Source organism: Terrabacter sp. Root181 (assembly GCF_001428505.1).
Lineage (GTDB): Bacteria > Actinomycetota > Actinomycetes > Actinomycetales > Dermatophilaceae > Terrabacter.
In genome coordinates, this window is record NZ_LMHU01000008.1 from 212,720 (window position 1) to 237,662 (window position 24,943).

At 71.2% G+C, this 24,943-nt stretch carries 25 protein-coding genes and 2 tRNA genes; 11 read left to right on the forward strand and 16 right to left on the reverse strand.

Annotation, left to right across the window (positions count from 1 at the left end; genetic code table 11):
* Positions 1-64 precede the first annotated feature (64 nt).
* Together ASD90_RS17325 and ASD90_RS17330 are read right to left on the reverse strand one after the other, a co-directional pair.
* Entirely contained in the window at positions 65-838 is a 774-nt protein-coding gene (locus ASD90_RS17325) for a TIGR03936 family radical SAM-associated protein (protein WP_056759333.1), read from the reverse strand.
* 53 nt (positions 839-891) lie between these two features.
* Positions 892-1,665: a 1-acyl-sn-glycerol-3-phosphate acyltransferase gene (locus tag ASD90_RS17330; RefSeq protein ID WP_056759625.1), complete on the reverse strand. Its 774-nt coding sequence runs from the start codon at positions 1,663-1,665 to the stop codon at positions 892-894.
* Positions 1,666-1,890: 225 nt separating this feature from the next.
* Between ASD90_RS17330 and valS the strand changes: the two genes are divergently transcribed.
* The 8 genes from valS to ASD90_RS17370 all read left to right on the forward strand — a co-directional run bounded on the left by valS (position 1,891) and on the right by ASD90_RS17370 (position 11,335).
* On the forward strand, positions 1,891-4,557 hold the full coding sequence (gene valS, locus ASD90_RS17335; RefSeq protein WP_056759335.1) for a valine--tRNA ligase: 2,667 nt from the start codon (positions 1,891-1,893) through the stop codon (positions 4,555-4,557).
* 103 nt (positions 4,558-4,660) lie between these two features.
* The gene (locus ASD90_RS17340; RefSeq protein WP_056759336.1) at positions 4,661-5,395 is read left to right on the forward strand and encodes a DUF4129 domain-containing protein; all 735 of its coding nucleotides are present in this window, start codon (positions 4,661-4,663) and stop codon (positions 5,393-5,395) included.
* Positions 5,392-6,033, forward strand: coding sequence for a hypothetical protein (locus tag ASD90_RS17345; RefSeq protein WP_056759338.1), 642 nt, complete (start codon positions 5,392-5,394; stop codon positions 6,031-6,033). The genes ASD90_RS17340 and ASD90_RS17345 overlap by 4 nt, the downstream gene beginning before the upstream one ends.
* A 3-nt stretch (positions 6,034-6,036) precedes the next feature.
* Complete coding sequence (locus tag ASD90_RS17350; protein ID WP_056759340.1) at positions 6,037-7,029, forward strand: MoxR family ATPase; 993 nt, start codon at positions 6,037-6,039, stop codon at positions 7,027-7,029.
* Positions 7,030-7,035: 6 nt separating this feature from the next.
* Entirely contained in the window at positions 7,036-8,349 is a 1,314-nt protein-coding gene (locus tag ASD90_RS17355) for a DUF58 domain-containing protein (protein ID WP_056759342.1), read from the forward strand.
* Positions 8,346-8,957 carry a hypothetical protein gene (locus ASD90_RS17360; RefSeq protein WP_056759344.1) on the forward strand — a complete coding sequence of 204 codons (612 nt, stop codon included), beginning with the start codon at positions 8,346-8,348 and terminating at the stop codon, positions 8,955-8,957. Before ASD90_RS17355 ends, ASD90_RS17360 begins: the two co-directional genes overlap by 4 nt.
* A 132-nt stretch (positions 8,958-9,089) precedes the next feature.
* Complete coding sequence (locus ASD90_RS17365; RefSeq protein WP_235506740.1) at positions 9,090-9,728, forward strand: TetR/AcrR family transcriptional regulator; 639 nt, start codon at positions 9,090-9,092, stop codon at positions 9,726-9,728.
* Positions 9,729-9,787: 59 nt separating this feature from the next.
* Positions 9,788-11,335 carry a DHA2 family efflux MFS transporter permease subunit gene (locus ASD90_RS17370; RefSeq protein WP_056759348.1) on the forward strand — a complete coding sequence of 516 codons (1,548 nt, stop codon included), beginning with the start codon at positions 9,788-9,790 and terminating at the stop codon, positions 11,333-11,335.
* A 64-nt stretch (positions 11,336-11,399) separates the two neighbouring features.
* Here the strand turns inward: ASD90_RS17370 and ASD90_RS17375 are convergent, their stop codons facing one another.
* The 8 genes from ASD90_RS17375 to tig all read right to left on the reverse strand — a co-directional run bounded on the left by ASD90_RS17375 (position 11,400) and on the right by tig (position 17,567).
* Positions 11,400-12,038, reverse strand: coding sequence for a hypothetical protein (locus ASD90_RS17375; protein WP_056759349.1), 639 nt, complete (start codon positions 12,036-12,038; stop codon positions 11,400-11,402).
* 46 nt (positions 12,039-12,084) lie between these two features.
* Positions 12,085-13,362 carry an ATP-dependent Clp protease ATP-binding subunit ClpX gene (gene clpX, locus ASD90_RS17380; protein WP_056759351.1) on the reverse strand — a complete coding sequence of 426 codons (1,278 nt, stop codon included), beginning with the start codon at positions 13,360-13,362 and terminating at the stop codon, positions 12,085-12,087.
* A 148-nt stretch (positions 13,363-13,510) separates the two neighbouring features.
* Complete coding sequence (locus ASD90_RS17385; RefSeq protein ID WP_056759354.1) at positions 13,511-13,771, reverse strand: hypothetical protein; 261 nt, start codon at positions 13,769-13,771, stop codon at positions 13,511-13,513.
* A 45-nt stretch (positions 13,772-13,816) separates the two neighbouring features.
* Complete coding sequence (locus tag ASD90_RS17390) at positions 13,817-14,071, reverse strand: acyl-CoA-binding protein (protein ID WP_056759357.1); 255 nt, start codon at positions 14,069-14,071, stop codon at positions 13,817-13,819.
* A gap of 114 nt (positions 14,072-14,185) precedes the next feature.
* On the reverse strand, positions 14,186-14,839 hold the full coding sequence (locus ASD90_RS17395; RefSeq protein WP_056759361.1) for an ATP-dependent Clp protease proteolytic subunit: 654 nt from the start codon (positions 14,837-14,839) through the stop codon (positions 14,186-14,188).
* 30 nt (positions 14,840-14,869) lie between these two features.
* Positions 14,870-15,472, reverse strand: coding sequence for an ATP-dependent Clp protease proteolytic subunit (locus ASD90_RS17400; RefSeq protein WP_056759627.1), 603 nt, complete (start codon positions 15,470-15,472; stop codon positions 14,870-14,872).
* Between the two features lie 267 nt (positions 15,473-15,739).
* Entirely contained in the window at positions 15,740-16,081 is a 342-nt protein-coding gene (locus ASD90_RS17405) for a hypothetical protein (RefSeq protein WP_056759363.1), read from the reverse strand.
* 151 nt (positions 16,082-16,232) lie between these two features.
* Positions 16,233-17,567, reverse strand: a complete 1,335-nt coding sequence (gene tig / locus ASD90_RS17410; protein WP_056759629.1) for a trigger factor — start codon at positions 17,565-17,567, stop codon at positions 16,233-16,235.
* A 140-nt stretch (positions 17,568-17,707) separates the two neighbouring features.
* Here tig and ASD90_RS17415 point away from each other — a divergent pair, with 140 nt between their 5' ends.
* Positions 17,708-18,223: a hypothetical protein gene (locus ASD90_RS17415; RefSeq protein WP_056759365.1), complete on the forward strand. Its 516-nt coding sequence runs from the start codon at positions 17,708-17,710 to the stop codon at positions 18,221-18,223.
* 68 nt (positions 18,224-18,291) lie between these two features.
* On the opposite strand, the gene ASD90_RS17420 is transcribed toward ASD90_RS17415, so the two are convergent.
* Together ASD90_RS17420 and ASD90_RS17425 are read right to left on the reverse strand one after the other, a co-directional pair.
* Complete coding sequence (locus tag ASD90_RS17420; protein ID WP_056759367.1) at positions 18,292-18,588, reverse strand: DUF2087 domain-containing protein; 297 nt, start codon at positions 18,586-18,588, stop codon at positions 18,292-18,294.
* A gap of 44 nt (positions 18,589-18,632) precedes the next feature.
* A tRNA-Gly gene (locus tag ASD90_RS17425) sits at positions 18,633-18,706 on the reverse strand.
* A gap of 134 nt (positions 18,707-18,840) precedes the next feature.
* Between ASD90_RS17425 and ASD90_RS17430 the strand changes: the two genes are divergently transcribed.
* Positions 18,841-18,914, forward strand: a tRNA-Pro gene (locus tag ASD90_RS17430).
* A 92-nt stretch (positions 18,915-19,006) separates the two neighbouring features.
* On the opposite strand, the gene trmB is transcribed toward ASD90_RS17430, so the two are convergent.
* The 4 genes from trmB to ASD90_RS17450 all read right to left on the reverse strand — a co-directional run bounded on the left by trmB (position 19,007) and on the right by ASD90_RS17450 (position 22,117).
* On the reverse strand, positions 19,007-19,747 hold the full coding sequence (trmB, locus tag ASD90_RS17435) for a tRNA (guanosine(46)-N7)-methyltransferase TrmB (RefSeq protein WP_082588820.1): 741 nt from the start codon (positions 19,745-19,747) through the stop codon (positions 19,007-19,009).
* 58 nt (positions 19,748-19,805) lie between these two features.
* Positions 19,806-20,867, reverse strand: coding sequence for a PP2C family protein-serine/threonine phosphatase (locus ASD90_RS17440; protein WP_235506741.1), 1,062 nt, complete (start codon positions 20,865-20,867; stop codon positions 19,806-19,808).
* Between the two features lie 99 nt (positions 20,868-20,966).
* The gene (locus ASD90_RS17445; RefSeq protein WP_056759372.1) at positions 20,967-21,449 is read right to left on the reverse strand and encodes a ribose-5-phosphate isomerase; all 483 of its coding nucleotides are present in this window, start codon (positions 21,447-21,449) and stop codon (positions 20,967-20,969) included.
* Positions 21,450-21,481: 32 nt separating this feature from the next.
* Positions 21,482-22,117 carry a DsbA family protein gene (locus tag ASD90_RS17450; protein WP_056759631.1) on the reverse strand — a complete coding sequence of 212 codons (636 nt, stop codon included), beginning with the start codon at positions 22,115-22,117 and terminating at the stop codon, positions 21,482-21,484.
* A 138-nt stretch (positions 22,118-22,255) separates the two neighbouring features.
* On the opposite strand from ASD90_RS17450, the gene pepN reads away from it, so the two are divergent.
* Complete coding sequence (gene pepN, locus ASD90_RS17455) at positions 22,256-24,829, forward strand: aminopeptidase N (protein ID WP_056759632.1); 2,574 nt, start codon at positions 22,256-22,258, stop codon at positions 24,827-24,829.
* The last annotated feature ends 114 nt before the right edge of the window (positions 24,830-24,943 follow it).

The following is a 24,943-nucleotide window of genomic DNA, read 5'->3' on the forward strand; positions in this document are numbered from 1 at the left end:
GCCCCGTGATCGAATGCCGTCGGCGTCCTGGTCGGCAACCATTTCGTCGTCATGACCTGGCAGGTCATTCCAGCGGGTCGGTCACCCGCACGTTTGCGGTGTCGAGCGGTCCCTGCGCCAGTCGCGTCACCAGTGGGGGGCGCGGAGGCTGCAGGTCGGCGATCTCACGCAGCGCGGTCAGAATGTCGTCGGGGCGTACAGCAGGTGTGGTGTGCCGTACGACCATGCGCAGTATCGCACAGTCGGTCCCTACTACGTGAGTCGTGACCGTGTCGTCGAGCGCGTCGGCGGGGGTCAGCACGCGTGCGGCGACGATCGCGCCACGCACGTCGAAGGTGCGTGGACCCGCCTTCGTCAGGCGGGTCACCTCGGCCATGTCGCGCTCCAGGAGGGCGGTCACGGCCGCGTCGAGGCGCTCGACCGGCACCCCGGCGAACTCGAGCAGCCAGTCGCTCGCCTCGAGACGGTCGGCGAGCGCCCCGGGAGCGGCCTCGACGACCTGGAGGATGTCGATCCCCTCGGGCAGTGCCTCGTCGAGCGCGACCCGGACCGACTCGGGCTCGACCCGCTGCGTCACCGAGATCTCGAAGTACTCCGCCTCGCTGCCCGTGCCCGTGGCCGCCGCGTTGGCGTAGCTGATCTTCGGGTGCGGGTGGAAGCCGGCCGAGAAGGCCATCGGCACGTCGGCGCGGCGCAGGGCCCGCTCGAGAGCGCGCTGGAAGTCTCGGCTCGAGGTGAACCGCAGCCGCCCCCGCTTCGTGTAGCGGATCCGGAGCTTCTGGACCGCGGGGTCCGGTGCCGGACCCTCGGGGACGCGCTGACGTGCCTGACGAGCCATGCCCGGAAGGCTACCGGCGGCGGGGCGCTCCCCCGAACCGTCCGGTCCGGTGCTCAGTCGGTGGGGAAGCCGCGCTGCTCGTCGGCCCGGCGCCGCCGCTCCACGGCCTCGGCCTCGTCGAGGCGGGTCGCCTCGGCCAGCGTCGGCGCGGTGCCGCCCATGCTCGCCGGCAGGAACTTGAGGTCGGGTCCGGTGAGGGGTTCGTAGGCGGCCCGGGCGACGGCGAGCAGGTCGGCCATGACCGCCTTGTACTGCAGGGTGACGGCCTCGGGGTCGGCGTCGGGCGCCACCGCGATCGGCTCACCCACGTTGATGAGGATCGGCACGTTGGTGCGGCCGAGCCGCTTGGGGTGGCCCTTGGTCCACACGCGCTGGGAGCCCCAGATGACGACCGGCAGGATCGGCACGCCGGCCTCCTTGGCCATCCGCGCGGCACCGGTCTTGAACTCCTTGAGCTCGAACGAGCGCGAGATCGTGGCCTCGGGGAAGACGCCGACGATCTCTCCGGCCCGGAGCACGTCGACCGCTGCGGCGTACGACGCCGCACCCGCGGTGCGGTCGACGGGGATGTGGTGCATCCCGCGCATGAGCGGGCCGCTGACGGCGTGCGAGAAGACGCCGTCCTTGGCCATGAACCGCACGAGCCGGTCGGACTTCCGGGCTGCGAGCCCGGCGTAGGCGAAGTCCATGTAGCCGGTGTGGTTGATCGTCATCACCGCTCCCCCGGTGCGCGGGACGTTGTCGTCGCCGAGGACGGTGAACTTCAGCCCCTGCATCGCGAACACCCCGCGGGCGAAACCGATGACGGACGAGTAGACGGGCTCCATGGGGACACTCTGCCCTGCGGCACGACGCTTCGGCACGCCGATGGGCCGATGGACCGTGCCGACGAACACGGGCTGACCGCGAGCACGAGCACAGCAGTGACGCACGCCACGCCGGACGTGGCCCTCACGGCCCGCGGCCCGGGGCCGGACGGCATACGACCACGGACCGGCCGCGGGAGGAAAGCCGGTCGAGGGCACCCCGGCGCGCATGGAAGGATTGGGCGCATGACTGACACGCCTGCCACCACGACCTCGCGGATCCCCGAGCGACCCACGCTCGACGGCCTCGAGGAGAAGTGGATGCAGGTATGGGCCGACGAGGGCACCTACGCCTTCGACCGCGAGAAGGCCCTGTCGCTGCCCCGTGACCAGGTGTTCGCCATCGACACCCCGCCCCCGACGGCGAGCGGGAGCCTGCACGTCGGCCACGTCTTCAGCTACACGCACACCGACTGCATGGCCCGCTACAAGCGCATGCAGGGCCTAGAGGTCTTCTACCCCATCGGCTGGGACGACAACGGCCTGCCGACCGAGCGCCGCGTGCAGAACTACTACGGCGTGCGCGGCGACGCGAGCCTGCCCTACGAGGAGGGCTTCACGCCCCCCTTCGAGGAGGGCGTCGACGCGAACGGCAAGGCGATCAAGGCCGCCGACCAGCGTCCGGTCAGCCGCAAGAACTTCATCGAGCTGTGCGACGTCCTCACCGTCAAGGACGAGGTGACCTTCGAGTCGCTCTTCCGTCGCCTCGGCTTCAGCCTCGACTGGGACATCTCCTACCGCACCATCGACGAGCGCTCGCGCGCCGTGGCGCAGCAGGCGTTCCTGCACAACCTCGAGCGCGGCGAGGCCTACCAGAGCGAGGCCCCCGGCCTCTGGGACGTGACGTTCCAGACCGCCGTGGCGCAGGCCGAGCTCGAGGCGCGCGACTACCCCGGCGCCTACCACCGGGTCGCCTTCCACGGGCACGGCGGCGAGCCGATCTTCATCGAGACGACGCGCCCCGAGCTCATCCCGTCCGTCGTCGCGCTCATCGCGCACCCCGACGACGAGCGCTACCAGTCGCTCTTCGGCACGACGGTCACCTCGCCCCTCTTCGGCGTCGAGGTGCCGGTGCTCGCGCACCGCGCGGCCGAGATGGACAAGGGTGCCGGCATCGCCATGTGCTGCACCTTCGGCGACCTCACCGACGTCATGTGGTGGCGCGAGCTGCAGCTGCCGATCCGCTCCCTCATCACCCGCAACGGCCGCCTCCAGGCCGAGACGCCCGAGTGGCTCGCCGGTGGTCCCGGCGAGGCGCTCTACGCCGAGTCGCTCGCGACGAAGACGACCTTCAGCGCGCGCGAGGCTGTCGTGGCCGCGCTGCGCGAGTCCGGCGACCTCGACGGCGAGCCGCAGAAGACCCAGCGCAAGGCCAACTTCTACGAGAAGGGCGACAAGCCCCTCGAGATCGTCACCTCGCGCCAGTGGTACATCCGCAACGGCGGCCGCGAGGCGGCGCTGCGCTCCAAGCTCGTCGGCATGGGCGACGTGGTCGACTTCCACCCGGCCTTCATGCGCTCGCGCTACAAGAACTGGGTCGAGGGACTCAACGGCGACTGGCTCATCTCGCGCCAGCGCTTCTTCGGCGTGCCCTTCCCGGTCTGGTACCCCGTCGACGCCGAGGGCGAGGTCGACCACGAGCGTCCCCTGACGCCGCCCGCCTCCGCGCTCCCGGTCGACCCGCAGATCGACGTCCCCGAGGGCTACGAGGAGTCGCAGCGCGGCCGGGCGGGTGGCTTCGTCGCCGACCCCGACATCATGGACACGTGGGCCACGTCGTCGCTGACGCCGCAGATCGCCGCCGGCTGGCCGGTGCGCGAGGGGGCTGCCGACGGCGACCGGCTCGGCTCGGACGAGGCGCTCTTCGCGAGCATCTTCCCCTACGACCTGCGCCCGCAGGGGCACGACATCATCCGCACCTGGCTCTTCGCCACGGTGACGCGCTCGTACTTCGAGCACGGCGTGGCTCCCTGGAAGCACGCCGCGATCAGCGGCTGGATCCTCGACCCCGACCGCAAGAAGATGAGCAAGTCCAAGGGCAACGCCGAGACGCCCGAGGACGTCGTCAAGGCCAACGGCGCCGACGCGGTGCGCTACTGGGCGGCCTCCGGTCGCCTCGGCACCGACGCCGCCTACGACACCGGCCAGATGAAGGTCGGGCGCCGGCTCGCGATCAAGGTGCTCAACGCGAGCAAGTTCGCCCTCGGCTTCGGTGACGTCGACGGCGACCTGCGTGCCGCCGTCACGCACCCCCTCGACCTGTCGATGCTCGCGGCCCTCGCCGACGTGGTCGACAAGGCCACGCAGGGCTTCGAGGGCTGGGACTACACGCGCTCGCTCGAGGCCACCGAGACGTTCTTCTGGACGTTCTGCGACGACTACCTCGAGCTCGTCAAGGACCGCGCCTACGGCGGTCAGGGCGACGAGGCGGCCGCGAGCGCCCGTGCCGCGCTGCGCCTCGCGCTCGAGACGCTGCTGCGCCTGCTCGCGCCGTTCATCCCCTACGCCACGGCCGAGGTGTGGTCGTGGTTCGGCGAGGGCTCGGTGCACCGCCAGTCGTGGCCCACCCGCGACGAGATGCCGTCCGGTGGGGAGCCCGCGCTCCTCGCGTCGGTCGGCGCTGCCCTCGCCGGCGTGCGCAAGGTCAAGTCCGAGGCCAAGGTCGGCATGCGCGCCGAGGTGCGCACGATGACGCTCGTCGCCCCCGCCGCGTCGGTCGCCCACGTGCAGGCGGCCGAGTCCGACCTGCGGGCCAGCGGCCGCATCAGCGAGCTCGCGTATGCCGACGGCGAGGTCGTCGAGGTGCGTGACGCCGAGCTCGTCCCCGTCGAGAAGCCGCCCGCCCTGGGCTGATCCCCGCGGGTACGCCCGGTCGTTGCCGTCGGGACCTATCGGGACGGCAACGATCGGCCTGCTCCACGACTGTCGGCGACCGCGCTGGCATAGGGTCACTCGCATGTCGAGGCGGGGGGCTCAGGTCACCATCGTGGGTGGCGCCGTCGTCATGGCCGCTCTGGTCGTGGCCGCGCTGGGCCAACCCGTGCCGCTGCTCTCCCGCCCGGTCGACCCGCAGACGTTCACGCCGCTGCCGACCATCACGTCCCTCCCCCCGTCGAGCTCGACGCCGCGGCCCTCGTCGACGGCCACGGCCCTGCCCTTCGACCCCTCACCCGTGCTCGTCACCCTCGTCCAGATCGTCCTCGTCCTGGCCGCCCTCGTGGTCCTCGTCGTCCTCGCGCAGCTCGTCCGGTCGCTGCTGCGCCGACGCCCGCACCTCGAGCTGCACGAGGAGCCGGACTTCGCGATCCCGCTCGTGCCGACCGAGCTGCTCGAGGCGGCCCGGGACCGGCTGCGGGACCTCGAGACCGGCGAGCCCCGCAACGCCATCGTCGCGGCCTGGCTCGGTCTCGAGACGTCGGCCGCCGCGACCGGCCTGCCGCGCCTGCCCGCCGAGACGTCGACGGAGTACACCGAGCGCGTCATCGGTGTCTGGCCCGTCGACTCGGCGCGGCTCGGCGACCTCGCCGCCCTCTACCGCGAGGCCCGCTTCTCCGTGCACGACCTCGGCGAGAGCCACCGCGACCGGGCGATCACCGACCTCCGGGTCCTCATCGCCGATCTCGAGCACGTGGCCCGACGCCAGGCCGCCGAGCGGGGCGCGTCGGTGGCCGCGCCGGAGGAGGCGTCGTGAGCAGCCAGCCGGACGGCACGCCTCCCCGGACGCGGCGCGAGGCGCGCGACCGTGCAGCAGCGGTGGCGGCGGCGCGCCGCCCTCTCCCCCGCGGCGCGGTCCGGCGCGAGCCGTCCCGGACCCGCGTGCTCGCGGTGGCCCTGCGCCCGTGGCGACGACGCCTCATCGGCCTGTTCCTCACCTGGGTGGCCCTGGCGGCGCTCACCGCGGGCCTCGGTCTCGCGCCCGACGTGCCGGTGCTCCTCGCGATCCTCCTCGCCGTGGCGCTGCTCGTGTGGCACCTCATCGACCACACCGCGCCGCAGCACCTCACGGTGTGGCCGCTCGTCGACGGCGACCTCCGTGGCCACTCGCGCGGCAACGACTTCCGGGTCACCAACCTCGCCGGCCGGCTCGAGGCGGCCAACACCCGCCGGGAAGGACGCGAGAGCGTCGTGCACGACCTCCACCTGCAGCTGCAGGTGCTCATCCGCGAACGGCTCTACGCCCGGCACGGCATCGTCGCCGAGGAGGAGCCGAAGTGGGCCCAGGGCGTCACCCCTCCGGAGCTGTGGGACCTGCTCGTCGGGCTGCCGCCGCCCGATCTCTACCGTCCCCAGCGCCTCGACCCCATCCTCCGACGAATCGAGCAGTGGTAACGCATGACCGAGATGAACCTGACCCGGGTCAGTCAGCTGAGCAGCGCCGTCCTCGACGAGGTGGACCGCGCGGTCGTCGGCAAGCGCGAGGCTCTGCGCCTCGTCCTCTCCGGCATCCTCGCCGGCGGGCACGTCCTCATGGAGGACTTCCCGGGACTCGGCAAGACGCTCGCGGCGCGCAGCTTCGCCCAGACCCTCGGGCTCGACTTCAAGCGGGCGCAGTTCACGCCGGACCTGCTGCCCGGCGACATCACCGGCTCGTTCATCTACGACCAGCGGGCGGGCGAGTTCGAGTTCCGCGCCGGGCCGCTCTTCGCGGGCCTGCTCCTCGCCGACGAGATCAACCGCACGCCCCCGAAGACGCAGGCCGCACTCCTCGAGGCGATGCAGGAGAAGCAGGTGACCGTCGAGGGCCGCACGTTCCAGCTGCCGCGTCCCTTCCACGTCCTCGCGACCGCGAATCCCGTTGAGTACGAAGGCACCTACCCCCTCCCCGAGGCGCAGCTCGACCGCTTCCTCATGCGGATCTCGTTCGGCTACCCGACCCTCGACGAGGAGTGGGAGATCCTGTCGAACCGCATGGCGCGCCAGCGCGAGGAGCAGGAGCTGCGCGGCATCGTCGACGCCGAGCAGCTGCTCGCGATGCAGGCTGCCATCGAGGCGACGGGCGTCGACGAGTCGGTCGGGCGCTACTGCGTCGCCCTGACGGCGGCCAGCCGCGTCCACGGCGACGTGCTCATGGGCGCCTCCCCTCGTGGCGCCCTCGGTCTGCTCCTGTGCGCCCGGGCGTATGCCGTCGTCGACGGTCGTGACTACGTGACCCCCGAGGACGTCAAGGCCGTGGCCGTGCCGGTCCTCGCCCACCGCATCACGGTCAAGCCCGAGCTGTGGATGAGCAACGCCTCCGGGCGCAGCATCGTCGAGAGCCTGCTGCGCACGGTGCCCACCCCGTCGGCGCGCGAGCACCTGGCCCCCAGCCCCTCGGCGGACGGCTGACCGGCCGTGCAGCCCTGGCGCCCCCACCGGACCGCCACCCGTCGACTCGGCGGGTGGGAGCCGACCGCTGCCCACCAGCGGGCGATCCTGCTCGCGGCCGGGGGCGCGATCGTCGCGGTCGTCGGCCGGCGCGCGGACCTGCTCGTCATCGTCGCGCCGCTCATCGTCGCCGCCCTGTGGGGCCACCTCGTGCGCCCGCGCACCGAGGTGACCGGCACGGCGCGCCTCGGAGACACGACGCTGCGTGAGGGGTCGGTGACCGGGCTCTACGTGACGACCGAGCCGGCGCTGCCCGACGTCCACGGCATCGTCACGGTGGCGCAGGCGCCATGGGTCGAGCGCAAGCCGTCGAGCGGGATCGCGGAGCTCCGCGACGGTGCTGCCACGCTGGGACTTCGATCGACGCGTTGGGGCCGCCGCCGGGTCGGCACGGTCAGCGTCGCGCTCGTCAGCACGTGGGGAGCGTTCCGCGCCGGCCCGGTCGACCTGCCCGACCTCGACTCCGCGACCCTGCCCGTGCCTGCCTCGTTCGACGCCAGCGCCCCGACCCCGCACCCCCGCGGCATCGTCGGGCTGAACCGCTCGAACCGGCCCGGCTCCGGGTCGGAGTTCAACACGATCCGCCGCTTCCACCCCGGCGACCGCCTGCGGCGGATCCACTGGCCCGTCTCGATGCGCACCGGGGCCCTGCACGTCACGTCGACCTTCACCGACGAGGACGCCCATGTCTTCCTGCTCGTCGACTGCTTCAGCGACCTCGGCCCGCGAGAGGGCATCGACGGACGTCCGACGAGCCTCGACGTCACGGTGCGGGCCGCCGGCGCGATCAGCGAGCACTTCCTCCGGAGCAACGACCGGCTCACCCTGCGCACCGTCGGAGCGGCCGAGGTCCCGACGCTCGGTGTCGGGTCGGGCACCAACCACCTGCGGCGTGTGCTCGACACCCTCGCGGCCATCTCGCCGGCCACCGAGCGCCGCGACACCGGGGAGCACGCGATCCGTGGCGTCGACCCCAACGCCCTGTGCCTCGTGCTGTCACCGCTCATCGACCCGACCATGGTGACCCTGGCCCACACCCTCGCGGCGCGCGGCATGACCGTGGTCGTCGTCGACACCTTCCCCGACCACCTCGTCGCCGACCCGTCGAGCGTCTACCAGGCCCTGGCGTGGCGGATCCGGTTGCTGTCGCGCGACGCCGAGGTGCACAACCTGCGGCTGCGCGGCGTCCCCGTCGTGCCCTGGCGTGGGGCCGGCTCGCTCGACCAGGTGCTCCGCGACATCGCCCGTCGGGCGTCGGCGCCCCGGATGGCGAGGCGATGATCGTGCCCCGACCAGCTGACGGCCCTCTGACGTCCGACGGGACCTCCTGGGTCGCCCGACGCGTGCGGCTGCGCCGGACGGTCCGGTTCGGCGCCGGCCCGGAGTGGTCGCTGAGCCAGCTGGGTGCGACCGGTGCCGCCGTGGGCGGCGCCGCCGTCTACCTCGCGAGCCTCTCCCTGGCCGCCGGCGGCTTCGACGCCCTCTGGTGGGCGCTCGTCCTGCTGCCGCTCGTCACCATCGCGTGGGCCGGCTCGGCGGCACCGCTCGCCTACTGGACCCTGCTGCTCTACGGCTGGTTCACGCTGACCCCGGCGGGGAGCTTCTCCTGGTGGTCGCTCCCGGCTGCCGCGGGGTGCGTCGTCGGGCACGCGGCGGCGGCGCTCTCCGCGTCGTCGCCCCCGGCCGGCTCGTTCACCGCGCACACCGCCCGGCGCTGGGTGCGCCACACGGCCCTGGCGTTGGGGGCCGCCGTGCCCGTCGCGGTCCTCGCCGGGCTGCTCGCCGGGCGCTCGCTGGGACTCGTCCCGGCGGCATACGTCGTCGGGCTCGGTGGGGTCGCCGGGGGCCTGTGGCTCGTGCGCACGAGCCCGCCCGCCGAGCGGGTGTGAGACGTCCGGCGCGATGCGAGACGACCCGGCCGGGGTCGAGGGTCGACACCGCGTTTGCGAATCGCGTCGGGGCGACCTACGCTTTCATGAAACGAAACAGTTTCGTTTCATCGGGGTGGGACCGGGGTGAGCATGAGCACGACCAGCGCGAGCACGACGGACGCGGCACACGCGAGCCGTCCGCGCGTCGCCGGTGACCGCGAGGTCGAGATCCTCGAGGCCGCGATCGACGTCCTGCGCGAGTCCGGCTACGACCGGCTCACGTTCGACGCCGTCGCCACGGCCGCGCGGGCGTCCAAGGCGACGCTCTACCGGCGCTGGCCGCACAAGCGGGACCTCGTCATCGACGCCGTCGGGCTCTTCATCGACTGCCCGGCCGAGCAGGATCCCGACACCGGGACCCTGCGCGGCGACCTGCTCGCCCAGGCCTGCGCCGACGGGGGCCTCGACGACGAGGTCGTCATCGGCACGTGGGGGGCCCTGCTCCCCGTCATCCACCGCGAGCCGGAGCTGGCCCGCGGGATCCACGAGCGGTTCCTGGCCCCGAAGATCGAGGCCACCCGCACCATCTTCGAGCACGCCAGAGAGCGCGGTGAGGTCGGCGCCGACGCCGACCTCGACACCCTGCTGATGATCCTCCCGTCCCTGTCGATCCACGAGGCACTGCTCTCCGGACGTCGACCCGGGCCGGACCGCATCGCCGAGTTCGTGGACAGCGTCGTCCTCCCGGCCTGCGCCGCCACCCTCGCGCCCGCGCCCAGCCCTCGCTGAGCCGGCCCGCGTCGGGGCGACCCCACCACCACACCTGCATGTCTTCGAGAGGAACACCCATGTCTTCGAACACGGCCCTGGAGGTGGACGAGCCCCAGGGCGAGTTCACCTCCCACGACACCCCGCCGAAACGCCTCGGCCTGGCGCTCTTCGTCATCTGCGCCGCCCAGCTCATGATCGTGCTCGACGGCACCATCGTGACCATCGCGCTCCCCCACATCGAGGCCGACCTCGGCTTCAGCCAGGCGAACCTCCAGTGGGTCATCACCATCTACACGCTCGCCTTCGGTGGCGTGCTGCTCCTCGGCGGTCGCCTCGGTGACCTCTACGGCCGGCGCCGTCTGTTCTTCTGGGGCATCGTGCTGTTCACCATCGCCTCGCTCGTGGCCGGCATCGCCCAGAACGAGGCGATGATGCTCGCCGCCCGCGCCGTCCAGGGCCTCGGTGGCGCTCTCGCCGCCCCCAACGCGCTCGCGCTCATCACGACGACCTTCCCGGCCGGCAAGGAGCGCAACCGCGCCATGGGCGTCTTCGCGGCCATGTCCGGCGCCGGCGCCGCCATCGGCCTCATCCTCGGCGGTGCGCTGACCGAGATCGACTGGCGCTGGAACTTCTTCATCAACCTGCCGATCGGCATCGTCGTCGCGATCCTCGCCCGGCGCATCCTCACCGAGTCCGAGGACGGCCGGGGCTCACTCGACATCCCCGGTGCCATCACCTCGATCGCCGGCCTCTCCTCGCTCGTCTACGGCCTGACCCACGCGGCGAGCACCTCCTGGAGCGACGCCACCACGGTGACCTACCTCGCCATCGGCGTCGTCCTGCTCGTGGCCTTCGTCGTCATCGAGACGCGTGTCGCCCACCCGCTCCTGCCGATGCGCATCCCGGGCGACCGCACCCGCGGCACGTCCTACTTCGTGATGCTCATCGTCGGCGCCGCCATGTTCGCGATGTTCTACTTCCTCGGCATCTACATCCAGACGATCCTCGGCTACTCGCCCCTCAAGACGGGCCTCGCGTTCCTGCCCTTCTCGGTCGGCATCGTGGTCGCCGCCCAGATCGCGTCGTTCCTCATCGCCAAGGTCGACCCGCGCTGGATCGCCGGCGCCGGCGCTGGCTTCGCGGCGCTCGGCATGTGGGGCTTCACCCACCTGACGCCGCAGAGCACGTACTCCGCGGACCTGCTGCCGTGGATCGTCGTCCTCGCCTTCGGCCTCGGCCTGATCTTCGTCCCGCTCACGCTCACGGCCGTCCACGGCGTCGCCCACGAGGACTCCTCGGTCGCCTCGGCCGTGCTCAACACCATGCAGCAGGTCGGTGGCACGCTCGGCCTCGCGACGCTGAGCACGATCTTCGTCAACAACATGGGTGACAAGGTCGCCGAGCTGACGGCGAAGCTGCCGCAGGGCGGTCCGGCCCCGACGCAGGAGCAGGTCGCAGCAGCGCAGAAGATGATCGCCGACGAGGCGTTCACCTACGGCGCGAGCCGGGCCTACCTCGTCGCGGCGATCATGATCGCGGTCGCCGGCATCGTCACGCTGGTCGCGCTGCACGTGCGCCACCAGGAGCTCGCGACCGACGGCGCTGCTCCGGCGCACATGGGCTGAGCGCTCCCCCGGCTCCGCACCTCGAGAGGCCACCGTTCGTCATGAACGGTGGTCTCTCGCCGTGTCAGGGGTGGGGGTCGGCCCATACGGCTGCCCACGGGACGTCCCAGCCGGCGACGGCCAGGCGGCGCTCGACGAACGCGTGCTGCGGCAGGTCGACGACGCGCCCCACCGACGGCTCGTAGACGTCGAGCTCCTGCTCCCCCGTCGGCGGCATGACGAGCACGACGTGGCGCGGAGCCCAGGCGTTGCCGACGTAGAGCAGTGCGGGACGGCCGGGCCGCACCCGGGCGCGGAGGGCGGCATACGTGTGCTCGAGGCCGACCCGCCCGCGGTGACGGAACCACGTGACGTCGTAGTCGGCCTGGGGGTCGGTGGCGCCGTACTCGAGCTCGTTCATGGCGCCCCAGGGCGGGGTGCCGAGGGCACGGGGCCACGGCAGCTGCAGGTGCCGGCCCGCGCCGACGAGCGCGTTGGTGCGCGACGCGACGACCTGCTCGTAGGCGGCGAAGCGCTGCGCCTCGGTGCCGGCGTCGGGCACGTCCCCGTCGCGGGCGTCCTTGCGTATGCCGTCCCGGATCCACTGCGCGAAGGCGGGGTTGGCGAGCATGCGGGCGATGGTCAACGACGCCGAGCCGCACGTCGTGCTGGTCTGCTGGACGGGCGCGTGGTCACCGGCCACGAGCCGGAAGGGAGCGGCCACGGGTCAGCCTCCGTTCACGCGGACGACGCGCGGGCGACCAAGAAGGTCAGGCGGATTCCTTGCGGGGACGCTTGGCCCGCGGCTCGGCCTCACGGCGCACGATCGTCGGGTTGACGTTGTCGAGGACGACCTCGCGGGTCACGACGACCTTGGCGATCTCGTCGTCGCTCGGCACGTCGAACATGACGGGGAGGAGGACCTCCTCCATGATCGCGCGCAGGCCGCGGGCACCGGTGCCGCGCAGCAGCGCCTGGTCGGCGACGGCGGCGATGGCGTCCTCGGTGAACTCGAGGTCGACACCGTCGATCTCGAACATCTTCTGGTACTGCTTGACGAGCGCGTTGCGCGGCACCGTGAGGATGTTGACGAGCGCCTGCTGGTCGAGCGGCGCGAGCGTCGTCAGGACGGGCAGGCGGCCGATGAACTCGGGGATGAGGCCGAACTTCAGCAGGTCCTCGGGCATGACGTCCTGGAAGCTGTCGCCGAGGTCCTTCGGGTTGTGCAGCGGCTGGCCGAAGCCGAGACCCTTGCGACCCGAGCGCGACTCGATGATCTTCTCGAGGCCGGCGAACGCGCCGCCGACGATGAAGAGCACGTTGGTCGTGTCGATCTGGATGAACTCCTGGTGGGGGTGCTTGCGGCCACCCTGCGGAGGCACCGACGCCGTCGTGCCCTCGAGGATCTTGAGCAGCGCCTGCTGCACGCCCTCGCCGGACACGTCGCGCGTGATCGACGGGTTCTCGCTCTTGCGGGCGATCTTGTCGACCTCGTCGATGTAGATGATGCCCGTCTCGGCCTTCTTGACGTCGTAGTCGGCGGCCTGGATGAGCTTGAGGAGGATGTTCTCGACGTCCTCGCCGACGTAGCCGGCCTCGGTCAGGGCCGTCGCGTCGGCGATGGCGAAGGGGACGTTGAGCATCTTGGCGAGCGTCTGCGCGAGGTACGTCTTGCCCGAGCCGGTGGGGCCGATGAGCAGGATGTTGGACTTCGCGATGTCGATGTGGTCGTCGTCGCGCTTGACGCCCTCCCCGGCCTGGATGCGCTTGTAGTGGTTGTAGACGGCGACGGCGAGCGACTTCTTGGCGACGTCCTGGCCGATGACGTAGTTCTCGAGGAAGTCGAAGATCTCGCGCGGCTTCGGCAGGTGGTCGAGGCCCAGCTCGCTGCTCTCGGCGAGCTCCTCCTCGATGATCTCGTTGCAGAGGTCGATGCACTCGTCGCAGATGTACACACCGGGACCGGCGATGAGCTTCTTGACCTGCTTCTGGCTCTTCCCGCAGAAAGAGCACTTGAGGAGGTCTCCGCCTTCTCCGATGCGTGCCACCGATTCGCTCCTGGTCCGTCGGCGCCGAACGCTGGGGTGCACCCGGCAGGCCCCAACCTAGGGGCCGACTCCTATTAGACGACGGAGGGGGCCACCCTCGCTCGCGCAACGCCGTTTGTCCGCTGATGGCGGACAAACGACGACGCTGTCACTTGAACGGAGTTCCAGCCGAATCGGGCTGTGTCCCACCGTCGCTGCCGTCACCGTCGTCGACCCCAGTGCCCCCGTCGCGGCCACCGCCCCCGCCGCGTCGGCGGGTTGTGAGGAACCCGAGGCCCACCGCGAGGGCGAGCCCGCCGAACGTGACGACGAGCAGCCCGACGAGGGCGATGACGAGCATCGTCGTCAGCGACATCCCGTCACCGAGGTCCGGGGCCGCGCTCCTGAGCAGGCCGGCATACGTCCTCATGCCAGCAGCGTACGGCCCACGGCCGGCCGCCACGTGGTCCGGCCGTCAGGCGGAGGTGAGGTCGCGGACGATCGCGACGTACTGCTCCTGGGCCGCCTCGGGAGCCGTGCCCGAGAGCTTGGCCCACGCGTCGTACTTGGCACGCCCGACGGGGTTGGTGAAGCCCGGACGCGAGCCGGTCGCGTCACCGGCCGTCGCCTGCTTGAACAGCCCGTAGAGCCGAAGCTTCACCTCGTTGCCGGGGTCGGTCGTCAGGGCCTTGACGGCCTCGACCGCCTGCTCGAACTCCGCACTCGCCATGACCGGACCTCCATGCTCGACACCAGGTTCACCTGACATCCAAGCAGGTACGCCGAGGGCCGGGTCCCAGCGGAACCCGGCCCCACGGCATACGTGCTCGTGACGAGCGGGAGGTCAGTCCTCGAGCGAGGCCTTGCGCGAGGCGAGGACCTCGTCGATGAGACCGTAGGTCTTGGCGTCCTCGGACGACAGGATCTTGTCGCGCTCGATGTCGCTGCGGACCTGCTCGGACGTGCGGCCCGTGTGGTGCGCGAGGGTGTCCTCGAGCCACGTGCGCATGCGCAGCACCTCGTTGGCCTGGATCTCGATGTCCGACGCCTGGCCGTAGTCGCCGCCCGAGAGCGCCGGCTGGTGGATGAGGATGCGGGCGTTCGGCAGCGCGAAGCGCTTGCCCGGCGCACCGGCGCCGAGGAGCACCGCGGCGGCCGAGGCCGCCTGGCCGATGACGAACGTCTGGATGTCGGGACGGACGAACTGCATCGTGTCGTAGATCGCCGTCATGGCCGTGAACGAGCCACCCGGGCTGTTGATGTACATGAGGATGTCGCGGTCGGGGTCGAGCGACTCCAGCACGAGCAGCTGGGCGATGATGTCGTCGGCCGACGCGTCGTCGACCTGCACGCCGAGGAAGATGATGCGGTCCTCGAAGAGCTTGTTGTAGGGGTCGGACCGCTTCATGCCGTAGGAGGTGCGCTCCTCGAACTGCGGCAGGATGTAGCGGCTCGAGGGCTGGGCGACCGCGAGGCGGTTGGTGGGTTCGATGTTCATGTGTGTCTCCAAGTCCTGGTCAGACCGCGGTCAGTTCTCGGCCTTGGCGTCGGCCTGGCCGACACCCTTGCCCTCGACCGCCTGGTCGGAGCGGCTGAAGACGTGGTCGACGAAGCCGTACTCCTTGGCCTCCTCCGCGCTGAACCAGCGGTCGCGGTCGGAGTCCTTCTCGATCTGGTCGATGGTCTGGCCGGTGTGCTCGGCGATGAGCCGCGCCATCTGCTTCTTGACGTAGAGCATCTGCTCGGCCTGGATCTTGATGTCGGTGGCCGTGCCGCCGATGCCGCCCGAGGGCTGGTGCATCATGACGCGGGCGTGGGGCGTGGCGTAGCGCTTGCCCTTCGTGCCGGCCGAGAGCAGGAACTGGCCCATCGAGGCGGCCATGCCCATCGCGACGGTGGCGACGTCGTTGGGGATCCAGTTCATCGTGTCGAAGATGGCCATGCCGGCGGAGATCGAGCCGCCGGGGCTGTTGATGTAGAGCCAGATGTCCTTCTCGGGGTCCTCGGCCGAGAGCAGCAGCAGCTGCGCGGCGATGGCGTTCGCGTTGTCGTCGCGGACGTCGGACCCGAGGAAGATGATCCGCTCCTTGAGCAGGCGGTTGTAGATGTGGTCGTCCAGACCACCCGGCATGCCGTTGCCGTTGGCGGAGGTCTCCGAAATCACCGTGTCTCCATCGTCGAAGTGGTCCAGCCTCTCGCCACGGGATGTGGCGCCGGCTGGCTCGTCACTGACCCTAACGCCCGACCCCTCGGCCAGATTTCCCGAACCGCGTCGTGTTCGCCGTGAGCGCACAAACCTGAGCCGGAGCGGCGCAACCACACGCACGGACCCCGCCGGTCGTATGCCGTCCGGCGGGGTCCAGGTGCGCGTGCGGGTGGGTGCCCGGCTGGTCGCGGACTACTCGCTGAGGCCGTTGTCGGCCCCGGCCTCGCCCGAGTCGGTGTAGCTGCTCGAGTCCTTGGACTCGTCGAGCGAGCGCTCGCGCACGTCCTCGCCCGCGGTGCTGCCGTCGAGGTTGCCGCGGTCGGCGTCGGACTGGTCGACGCCACCGTCGACGTCGGTGCCGGGCTGCCCGGTCCCGGCGTCACCGGTCGTGCTGGCCAGAGGGTCACCACCGGCTCGGTCGTCCTCGTCGCTGCCGCCGATCGCCGACTGCGTCTGGGCCATGCCGCCCGGCTGCCCGGCCAGGGAGTCGGCGGTGGTCTCGGGGTTCTGGTCCGTCTCGTCGTGCGCGGTCATGGTGGCTCTCCTCACCGCTTGGTTCGCTTCGTGGGGTCACCGCTGGTCGTACCCCGTGGCCCGGGACCGGAACCGGGGCTCTCCCCGACGTGCCGCTGGGCCGGCTCCCGTGCGGGAGCCGGCCCAGCGGCCTACGAGCGGTGTGGGACGGTCAGGCGTCGGCCTTCTCGGCCTGCGCGTCGTCGGCGTCGGACGCGACCTCGTCCTCGTCGCCCTCGGTGCCGGGGACGGCCTCGTTGAGGTCGATGACGTTGCCGGCGGTGTCCTTGACGGAGACCTTCTCGAGGACCGTGGCGAGCGCCTTGCGGCGGGCGACCTCGGCGACCATGGCGGGGATCTGACCCTCCTGGTCGAGCGACTGCGCGAACTGGTTGGGGTCCATGCCGTACTGCTGCGAGCTCATGACGAGGAACTCGATGAGCTCCTGCTGCTCGACCTGGACCTCTTCCCTCTCGGCGATCGCGTCGAGGACGAGCTGGGTCTTGAGGCCCTTGCGGGTGCTCTCGCCGACCTCGGCACGGTGCTCGTCGTCCTCGAGGCGACCCTCGCCCTCGAGGTGGCTGTGCACCTCGGCCTCGACGATGCTCTCGGGGATCGGCACCTCGACCTTGTCGAGGATGGCCTCGAGGAGCTGGTCGCGGGCGGCGACACCCTGGGCGAACTTGGCGTCGATCTCGGCCTTGGCCGTGAGGTCGGCCTTGAGCTCGTCGAGCGTGTCGAACTCGGAGGCCAGCTGGGCGAACTCGTCGTCAAGCTCGGGCAGCTCGCGCTCCTTGACCGCGGTGACGGTCACGGTGCAGCTGGCGTCCCGGCCCTCCTGGTCGCCACCGGCGAGGGGGGCGGTGAAGTTCTTGGTCTCGTCGGCCGTCATGCCCACGAGCGCCTCGTCGAGGCCCTCGAGCATGTTCTTGCTGCCGACCTCGTAGGACACACCGGTGACGGAGTCGATCTCGTCTCCGTCGATCTCGGCGGACAGGTCGATGGAGACGAAGTCGCCGTCCTGGACCGCGCGGTCGACGCCCTTGAGCGTGCCGAAGCGGGCGCGGAGGTCGGTGAGGCGCTGTTCGACGGCCTCGTCCTCGACCTTGGCCTCGTCGACGGTCAGCTCGATGTCGCTGAAGTCGGGCAGCTCGATCTCGGGGCGCTTGTCGACCTCGGCGGTGAAGACGAAGTCCTCGCCGTCGGTCGCGGGGACCTGGAGGTCGGTGATCTCGGGCTGGCCGAGCGGGCGGACCTCGTTCTCCTCGAGGGCCTGGCCGTAGAACGTCGGGAGGGCGTTGTTGACGGCCTCCTCGAGGACGGCCGCGCGGCCGACGCGCTGCTCGATGATGCGGGCCGGCACCTTGCCCTTGCGGAAGCCGGGCACCTGGATGTGCTCACCGATGTGCTTGATGGCCGCGTCGAGGCTCGGCTTGAGCTCCTCGAACGGGACCTCGACGGTCATCTTGACCCGGGTCGGGCTGAGGGTCTCGAGCGCACTCTTCACTGCGGGGTACTCCATTGGGGTGGTGCCGACGTGGTCGTCGACGGTGAACGGACGGGCCAGCGCACCATGCTATAGGGCACGCGCCCGATGGCTAAATGCGCGGATCGTCCGCGGGCGCCGCACGCCTATGCTCGGGGGCCATGAGCACCCCTCCCGGCCCGTTCGCGTCCCCAGAGAACGCGGCCCTGCGCCCGATCAAGATGGTGTCGGTCGCGGTCGGCATGGGAGCCCTCATGCTGAGCGCCGTGCGGATCCTCGTGGACCCCTCCGCGCCACTCCCGTCGGCCTGGGCCGTTGGCATCGTCCTCGCCACGCTCGTCGGCTCGGCCACGCTCATCCGCTACGTCGGATATGCCGTCCCCGCCCTCCCGCACGGCCTGCCGCGGGAGAACGCCGAGACCACGAGCCTGCGCTACTTCACGTCGACGACGACCCTGCGGACCGCGCTGGCCGAGGCGCCGGTGCTCGTGGCGTTCGCCTGCTCCTTCGTCTTCACGCCCCACACCTGGCTGACGCTGCTCATCGCGCTCCCGGGCGGGCTCGCGCTTTTCTGGGTCCACGGCTGGCCGTCGGCACGCACGGCCGCCGCCGTCGAGGAGGGCCTGGAGGCCGACGGCGCCGAGAGCTGGCTGAGCGAGGCGCTCGGCTTCCGCTGAGCACCACCGACGGCGTATGCCGTGTGGGCCCGACGGGCGACGATCCTGTCGTCCCGTGGCGGGTGTCGTCAGCCGACGGTGCCGCCGCTGCGCCAGTAGAGCCCGTCGGCCCGGTCGAGGAAGCCCTCCTCGACGAGGTAGCGGCGCAGGGCCGCGACGTCGGGGTGGAAGGCGCGGAGCCGGTTGTTGACCTCGGTCTCGTCGTAGCGCTCCCCCGGCTCGAACTCCTGCGAGAGCAGGTCGAGCACGACGAGGCGTTTGCGGATCTTGGTCGGGATGCTCGTCAGCGTGCCGTCGGGCGCGAGGAACGAGCGGAGGACGGCGTCGCGGTCACGCAGGGCGTCCTGCAGGTCGGGGCGGAACATGCGACCCACGCTAGGAAGTGCGGCGTCGTGACGCCAAGCGGTTTTGGAGCGGGCGACGAGAATCGAACTCGCGTGATCAGTTTGGAAGACTGAGGCTCTACCATTGAGCTACGCCCGCAGGGGCGCCGGTCGTGCCGGCGATCCGAGGCGTCAGCCTACTGGTTCCCGCCCGGTCCGCTGAAATCGACCCGCCCGCGCGGCGTGGGAACCGGTCGGTTCGCCGGCCACTTGTCGGCTACGATTCCGACGCCACGGGGTGTGGCGCAGCTTGGTAGCGCATTGCGTTTGGGACGCAAGGGCCGCAGGTTCAAATCCTGTCACCCGAGGGCAGGAAGGCACTGCGGTCCGAAGGTCGTGGAGATCATCCGGCACCAGGCGCCGAGAAGACTCCACAGCCTCCGCCGCTCCCGGCGTGCTGCTAGGGCAGCAGGTCCAGCCGGAGCTCGTTGATCGTGCGCCCAGCCGCAATTCCCTTGGCCTCGAAGCCGTCTCGTGGCCGCCACTGCGGCCGGTCGACGCGGTGCGCCTCGAACCCCGGGTGCGCCGCGACCTCGGCGAGGGCGTGCTCGGCGTAGAAGTCCTGGTCGGTGGCGATGAGGACGTGGCCGCCGGGCTTGAGGACGCGGGCGAGCAGGTCGAGGTTGGCCGGGCTGACGAAGCGCCGCTTCGTGTGCTTCTGCTTGCGCCACGGGTCGGGGAAGAAGAGGTGGACGGCGTCGAACGTGGCGTCGGCGACCCGCTCCTCGAGGAAGAGCACGGCGTCGCCGATCTCGACGCGCAGGTTCGGCACGCCGGCCTCGTCGGCGTCGGCGAGCATCCGGGCGAGCCCGGGGGTGTGGACGTCCATGGCGAGGATGTCGCACTCGGGGAACGCGGCGGCATACGCGATGGCGGCGTGGCCGTGGCCGCAGCCGATCTCGAGGACGACGGGGGCCGTGCGCCCGAAGGCTGCAGCGGCGTCGAAGGGGCCGTCGGGCACGGAGCGGGCGGGCGCGAGGCGCTCGACACGTTCCTTCGTCAGGGACGACAGCCGCCCCCGGCGCACGAACGTGCGCACCCGGGCGGGGGTGACGCCCGGTGGCAGGTCGGGCACGACGTGCTCCTTGCGCCGGTCGGGGCCGGCCTCGGGCATGGTCGCTTCGGTGGGGTGCTCGCTCACGCAGGCATCGTAGTGAGGGCGGCGGGCACCCGAGTTCCGTCACCTGTGCCCGGTCGGGTCAGGTGCGCCAGATCGTGACGACGGCACGGTCGTCGCCGAGGCCGGCCGCGGCCTGGTCGCAGAGCCGCTGGGCCAGACCCTCGAAGCCGGTGCGGATGAACGACTCGGCGCGCCCGAGCATGCGGTCGATGCCGTCGACGAGGGCCTTGTCGCGTGCCTCGATGACGCCGTCGCTGTAGAGCACGAGCGCGTCTCCGCGCCGGAGGGTGCCGTTCTCACGGGGGTACTCGGCGTGGTCGATGACGCCGAGCAGCGGCCCGCGGCCACCGGCGAGCATCCGCCACCGGCCCGACCCGGCCGCGAACTGCGCAGCGGCGGGGTGACCGGCGTACCCGATGGTGAAGTTGCCGCTCTCGAGGTCGACGGCCACGTGCACGGCGGTCGCGAAGCCCTCGGCCCACCGCAGCCGCAGCAGGTGGTTGTTGGCGGAGGCGAGGAACCCGCCCTCGCTCATCTCGCCGAGCAGCCCACCGAGGGCGCCGGAGAGCAGCAGTGACCTGGCGCCCGCTTCGCGGCCCTTTCCCGAGACGTCGACGAGCGCGATCTCGAGAGTGCGGCCGTCGGTGGAGCGGCTGGCGACGACGAAGTCGCCGGCGAAGCTGTCGCCGTAGGCCGACTCGAGGGCGACCTCGGCTCCCCACTGCGGCGGCAGGGGCGGCAGCTCGCCCTGGGCCCGGAGCCGGTCGCGCATGTCGACGAGCATCGACTCGCCACTCACGCCGACGACGCCGACCTGGGCGCGCGCGTGGGAGAGCCAGATCATGAGGAGCATCGTGACGACGGTGACGATCTGCGCGCCCGTCGTCGTCGACTTGATGGGGCCGAGATAGGCCCCGAGGATCGCCATGGCGAGGATGAGCCCCATGTAGACGACGAGGAGGTAGCGCGGCTCGAGGAACAGTCCCGCAGCGACGACGATGAGGCCGTAGACGCCCCACGGGACCACGGTCGGCCACACGAAGACCGCGGCCGAGGCGAGGATGCCGAGCGCGAGGAAGCCCGTGACGACCGCCCAGGGCGCGCGGCTGAGCCAAGGGCCCAGGAGTCGGAGTCGTCGCATCGGTCCGGCAGCGTAGCGCGGGCGTCGAGAGACCGAGCTCTCGTTGTGGGCCACGTGCCTCCCTTGCGGCGATGAAGGGGGACGGCGGACGTCGCGACGTCAGCGCGCGTCCGAGTCCGGCAAAGCCGGCAAGTCCCCCGTGTCCTCGTACGCGGAAACCATACCCAGACGGCGGCTGTGGCGCGCCTCATCGGTGAAGTTCGTCGCCACGAAGGTGTCGACGATCTCCTTGGCGACGTCGTCGGGCGTGAACCGGGCGCCGATGGAGACGACCTGCGCGTTGTTGTGCTCGCGGGCGAGGCTCGCCAGCTCGACGTTGTACGCGAGCGCGGCCCGGATGCCGGTGACCTTGTTGGCTGCGATCTGCTCCCCGTTGCCCGACCCGCCGAGCACGACACCGAGCGAGCCCGGGTCGGCCGCGACGGCCTCGACGGCGCGCAGCACGAAGACGGGGTAGTCGTCCTGGGCGTCGTAGCCGAAGGGGCCGTGGTCGACGACCTCGTGGCCACCGTCGCGCAGGTGCGTGATCAGGGACTGGTGGAGCTCGTATGCCGCGTGGTCGCCGCCGATGTGGATGCGCATGTCCGTCCTTGGGTGGGGCAGGGTGGTGGGTGTCAGCTGAAGATGGGGCCGAGCGTGCGGGTGCGCTTGAGCTCGAAGAACCCGGGCGTGCTCGCCACGAGCACGCAACCGTCCCAGAGCCGGGCGGCGTCCTCGCCCTTGGGGGCGGGCGTCACGACGGGACCGAAGAAGGCGACGCCGTCGACGGCGATGATCGGCGTGCCGACGTCGGTGCCGACGAGGCTGATGCCGCGCTTGTGGCTGCGGTGCAGGGCGGCGTCGTACTTCTTGTGGTGCGCCTCCTTGGCGAGGTCCGCGGGCAGACCGACCTCCTCGAGCGACTCGCCGATCACCTGGTCGAAGTCGTTCATCTTCCGCAGGTGGATGCGGGTGCCCATGGCGTCGTAGAGCGGCTTGATGACGGAGTCGCCGTGCGCCTCGGCGGCAGCGATGATGACCCGCACCGGGGCCCACGCCTCGTCCATGCGCGCCCGGTAGGCGGCGTCGAGGTCGTGCCGGTGCTCATTGAGGACGGCGAGGCTCATGACCGACCAGGTCACCTCGATGTCCCGCAGCGTCTCGACCTCCATGAGCCAGCGCGACGTCATCCACGCCCACGGGCAGATCGGGTCGAACCACATCTCGACGGCGTCACGGCTCGTCTTCGGGCTGTCCTTCGCATCGGCCATGCGGCCCATCATGGCACTGCCACCTGCACGCCGATTGCGGTGGTGGACGGCCCCGGGTTCCGTGCGAGGATGGCCCGCGACGACGCCGTCCGACCGACGCTGCGTCGTGCCCCAGCACCCTTCCCAGGAGGTCCCTCCGTGCCCGGCAAGAACCTGACCCGCGACGAGGCGGCGAGCCGCGCCAGCATCCTGCGCGTCGACTCCTACGACGTCCGTCTCGACCTGACGACGGGTCCGGAGAACTTCCACACCGTCACCACGGTCAGGTTCGCCTGCTCCGAGCCCGGCGCCGACTCGTTCATCGACCTCATCGCCGACTCGGTCGAGACGGTCACCCTCAACGGCGTCGACCTCGACCCCGCCGAGGTCTTCGCGGACTCGCGCATCGCGCTGGAGGGCCTGGCCGCCGAGAACGAGCTGACCGTCGACGCCACCGGCCGCTACACCAACACCGGCGAAGGCCTGCACCGCTTCGTCGACCCGGTCGACAACGAGGTCTACCTCTACACGCAGTTCGAGGTCCCGGACTCCCGGCGCATGTATGCCGTGTTCGAGCAGCCCGAGCTCAAGGCGGCCTTCCGCTTCACGGTGACGGCGCCCGCACACTGGAAGGTCATCAGCAACTCCCCGACGCCCGCCCCTCAGGCCGCCGGCGTGGCCGACGGAGTCGAGCGCGCGACGTGGTCGTTCGAGCCGACGCAGCGCATCTCGTCGTACATCACGGCGCTCATCGCCGGCCCCTACGACGAGGTCCGTGACGAGGTGCAGACCCGCAAGGGTGTCGTGCCGCTCGGTGTCTTCTGCCGCAAGTCGCTGACGCAGTACCTCGACGCCGACAACATCTTCGACTGCACCAAGAAGGGCTTTGCGTTCTTCGAGGAGGAGTTCGACCAGGCCTACCCGTTCGAGAAGTACGACCAGATCTTCACGCCCGAGTACAACATGGGCGCGATGGAGAACGCCGGCGCGGTGACCTTCGTCGAGGTCTACATCTTCCGGTCCAAGGTGTCCGAGGCGAAGATCGAGCGCCGGGCCCTGACGATCCTGCACGAGCTGGCCCACATGTGGTTCGGCAACCTCGTGACGATGAAGTGGTGGGACGACCTCTGGCTCAACGAGTCGTTCGCCGAGTGGGCGTCGACGACGTGCCAGGCCGAGGCCACCGAGTGGACGAGCGCCTGGACGACCTTCGGCACGTCGGAGAAGGCCTGGGCCTACACCCAGGACCAGCTCTCCTCGACGCACCCGATCGCCGCCGACATGCGCCACCTCGAAGACGTCGAGGTCAACTTCGACGGCATCACGTACGCCAAGGGCGCGTCGGTGCTCAAGCAACTCGTCGCGTACGTCGGTCGTGAGCCGTTCGTCGCCGCGCTGCGCGAGTACTTCCGCAAGCACGCCTGGGGCAACACGACCCTGGCCGACCTGCTCGGCGAGCTCGAGAAGGCGTCCGGCCGCGAGCTGAGCGAGTGGAGCAAGCTCTGGCTCGAGACGGCCGGCGTCAACACGCTGCGCCCCGTCTTCGAGGTCGACGCCGACGGTCGCTACAGCTCGTTCGCGATCACGCAGACGGCGACCGAGGAGTACCCGACGCTCCGCCCGCACCGCATCGGCGTGGGGCGGTATGCCGTCCGGCCGGGCGTCGACGGCGACGTGCTCGAGCGCATCGGCTACGACGAGGTCGACATCACCGGCGAGCGCACCGACCTGGCCGAGCTCGTCGGCCAGGAGCAGCCCGACCTGCTGCTGCTCAACGACGACGACCTCGCCTACGGCAAGATCCGCCTCGACGAGCGCTCGCTCGCGACGGCCCTGTCCCTCCCCCGCGGGTTCACCGACTCGCTGCCGCGCTCGCTCGTGCTCGGCGCCACGTGGGACATGACGCGCGACGGCGAGATGCCGGCGCGTGACTTCGTGCGCTTCGTCCTCGAGTCGATGCCGGGCGAGACGGACTCGACGCTGCTGCGTGTCCTGCTCGGCCAGATGTCGACGGCGGCCCGTCTCTACACCGCTCCGGAGCACCGCTCCGAGGTGTCGGCCCTCCTGTCGTCGTCCCTGCGCTCGCTCGCCGAGACCGCCGAGGCCGGCAGCGACGCCCAGTTCCAGCTCGTCGAGGCGTGGGCGGGCTCGACGTCCGACCCGGCCGACGAGGTGAGGCTGCGCGCCCTGCTGACGGGTGCCGAGTCGCTGCCGGGTCTCACGACGGACACCGAGCTGCGGTGGACCTTCCTCAAGGCCCTCGCAGCACTGGGCGCGGCCGACGAGATCGAGATCGAGACCGAGCTCGACCGCGACCCGACCGCCACGGGCAAGGAGCGGGCCGCCGAGGCCCTCGCCGCGCGCCCGACCGCCGAGGCCAAGGCCGACGCCTGGGCCAAGGCCGTCGAGCGCAACGACCTGTCCAACCAGATGGTCGAGGCGGTCAGTGCCGGCTTCCGCCGCAGCAGCGACCTGTCGCTGCTCGAGCCGTACGTCGAGAAGTACCACGCGATGCTCGTCGACGCGTGGGCCGAGCGGAGCGTCGCCATCGGCGAGCGCGTCGTCGGTGGCTTCTACCCGTTCTCGGTCGCGAGCCAGCAGCTCAAGGACGCCTCGGACGCGTGGCTCGCCGCCAACCCCGACGCAGCGCCGGGTCTGGTGCGCACCGTGGCCGAGAACCGCGACACCATCGCGCGCGCCCTCGTGGCGCAGGAGCGCGACCGACGCGGCTGAGCCCGTGGTGCGGGGCCGCCCGGACGGGCCGCCCCGCACCCGGGCTCCGCCGAGCCCGACTCCGAGAACCCGCCTGACCGACCTGACCGACACCTGACCGAGCCCCCCTGACCG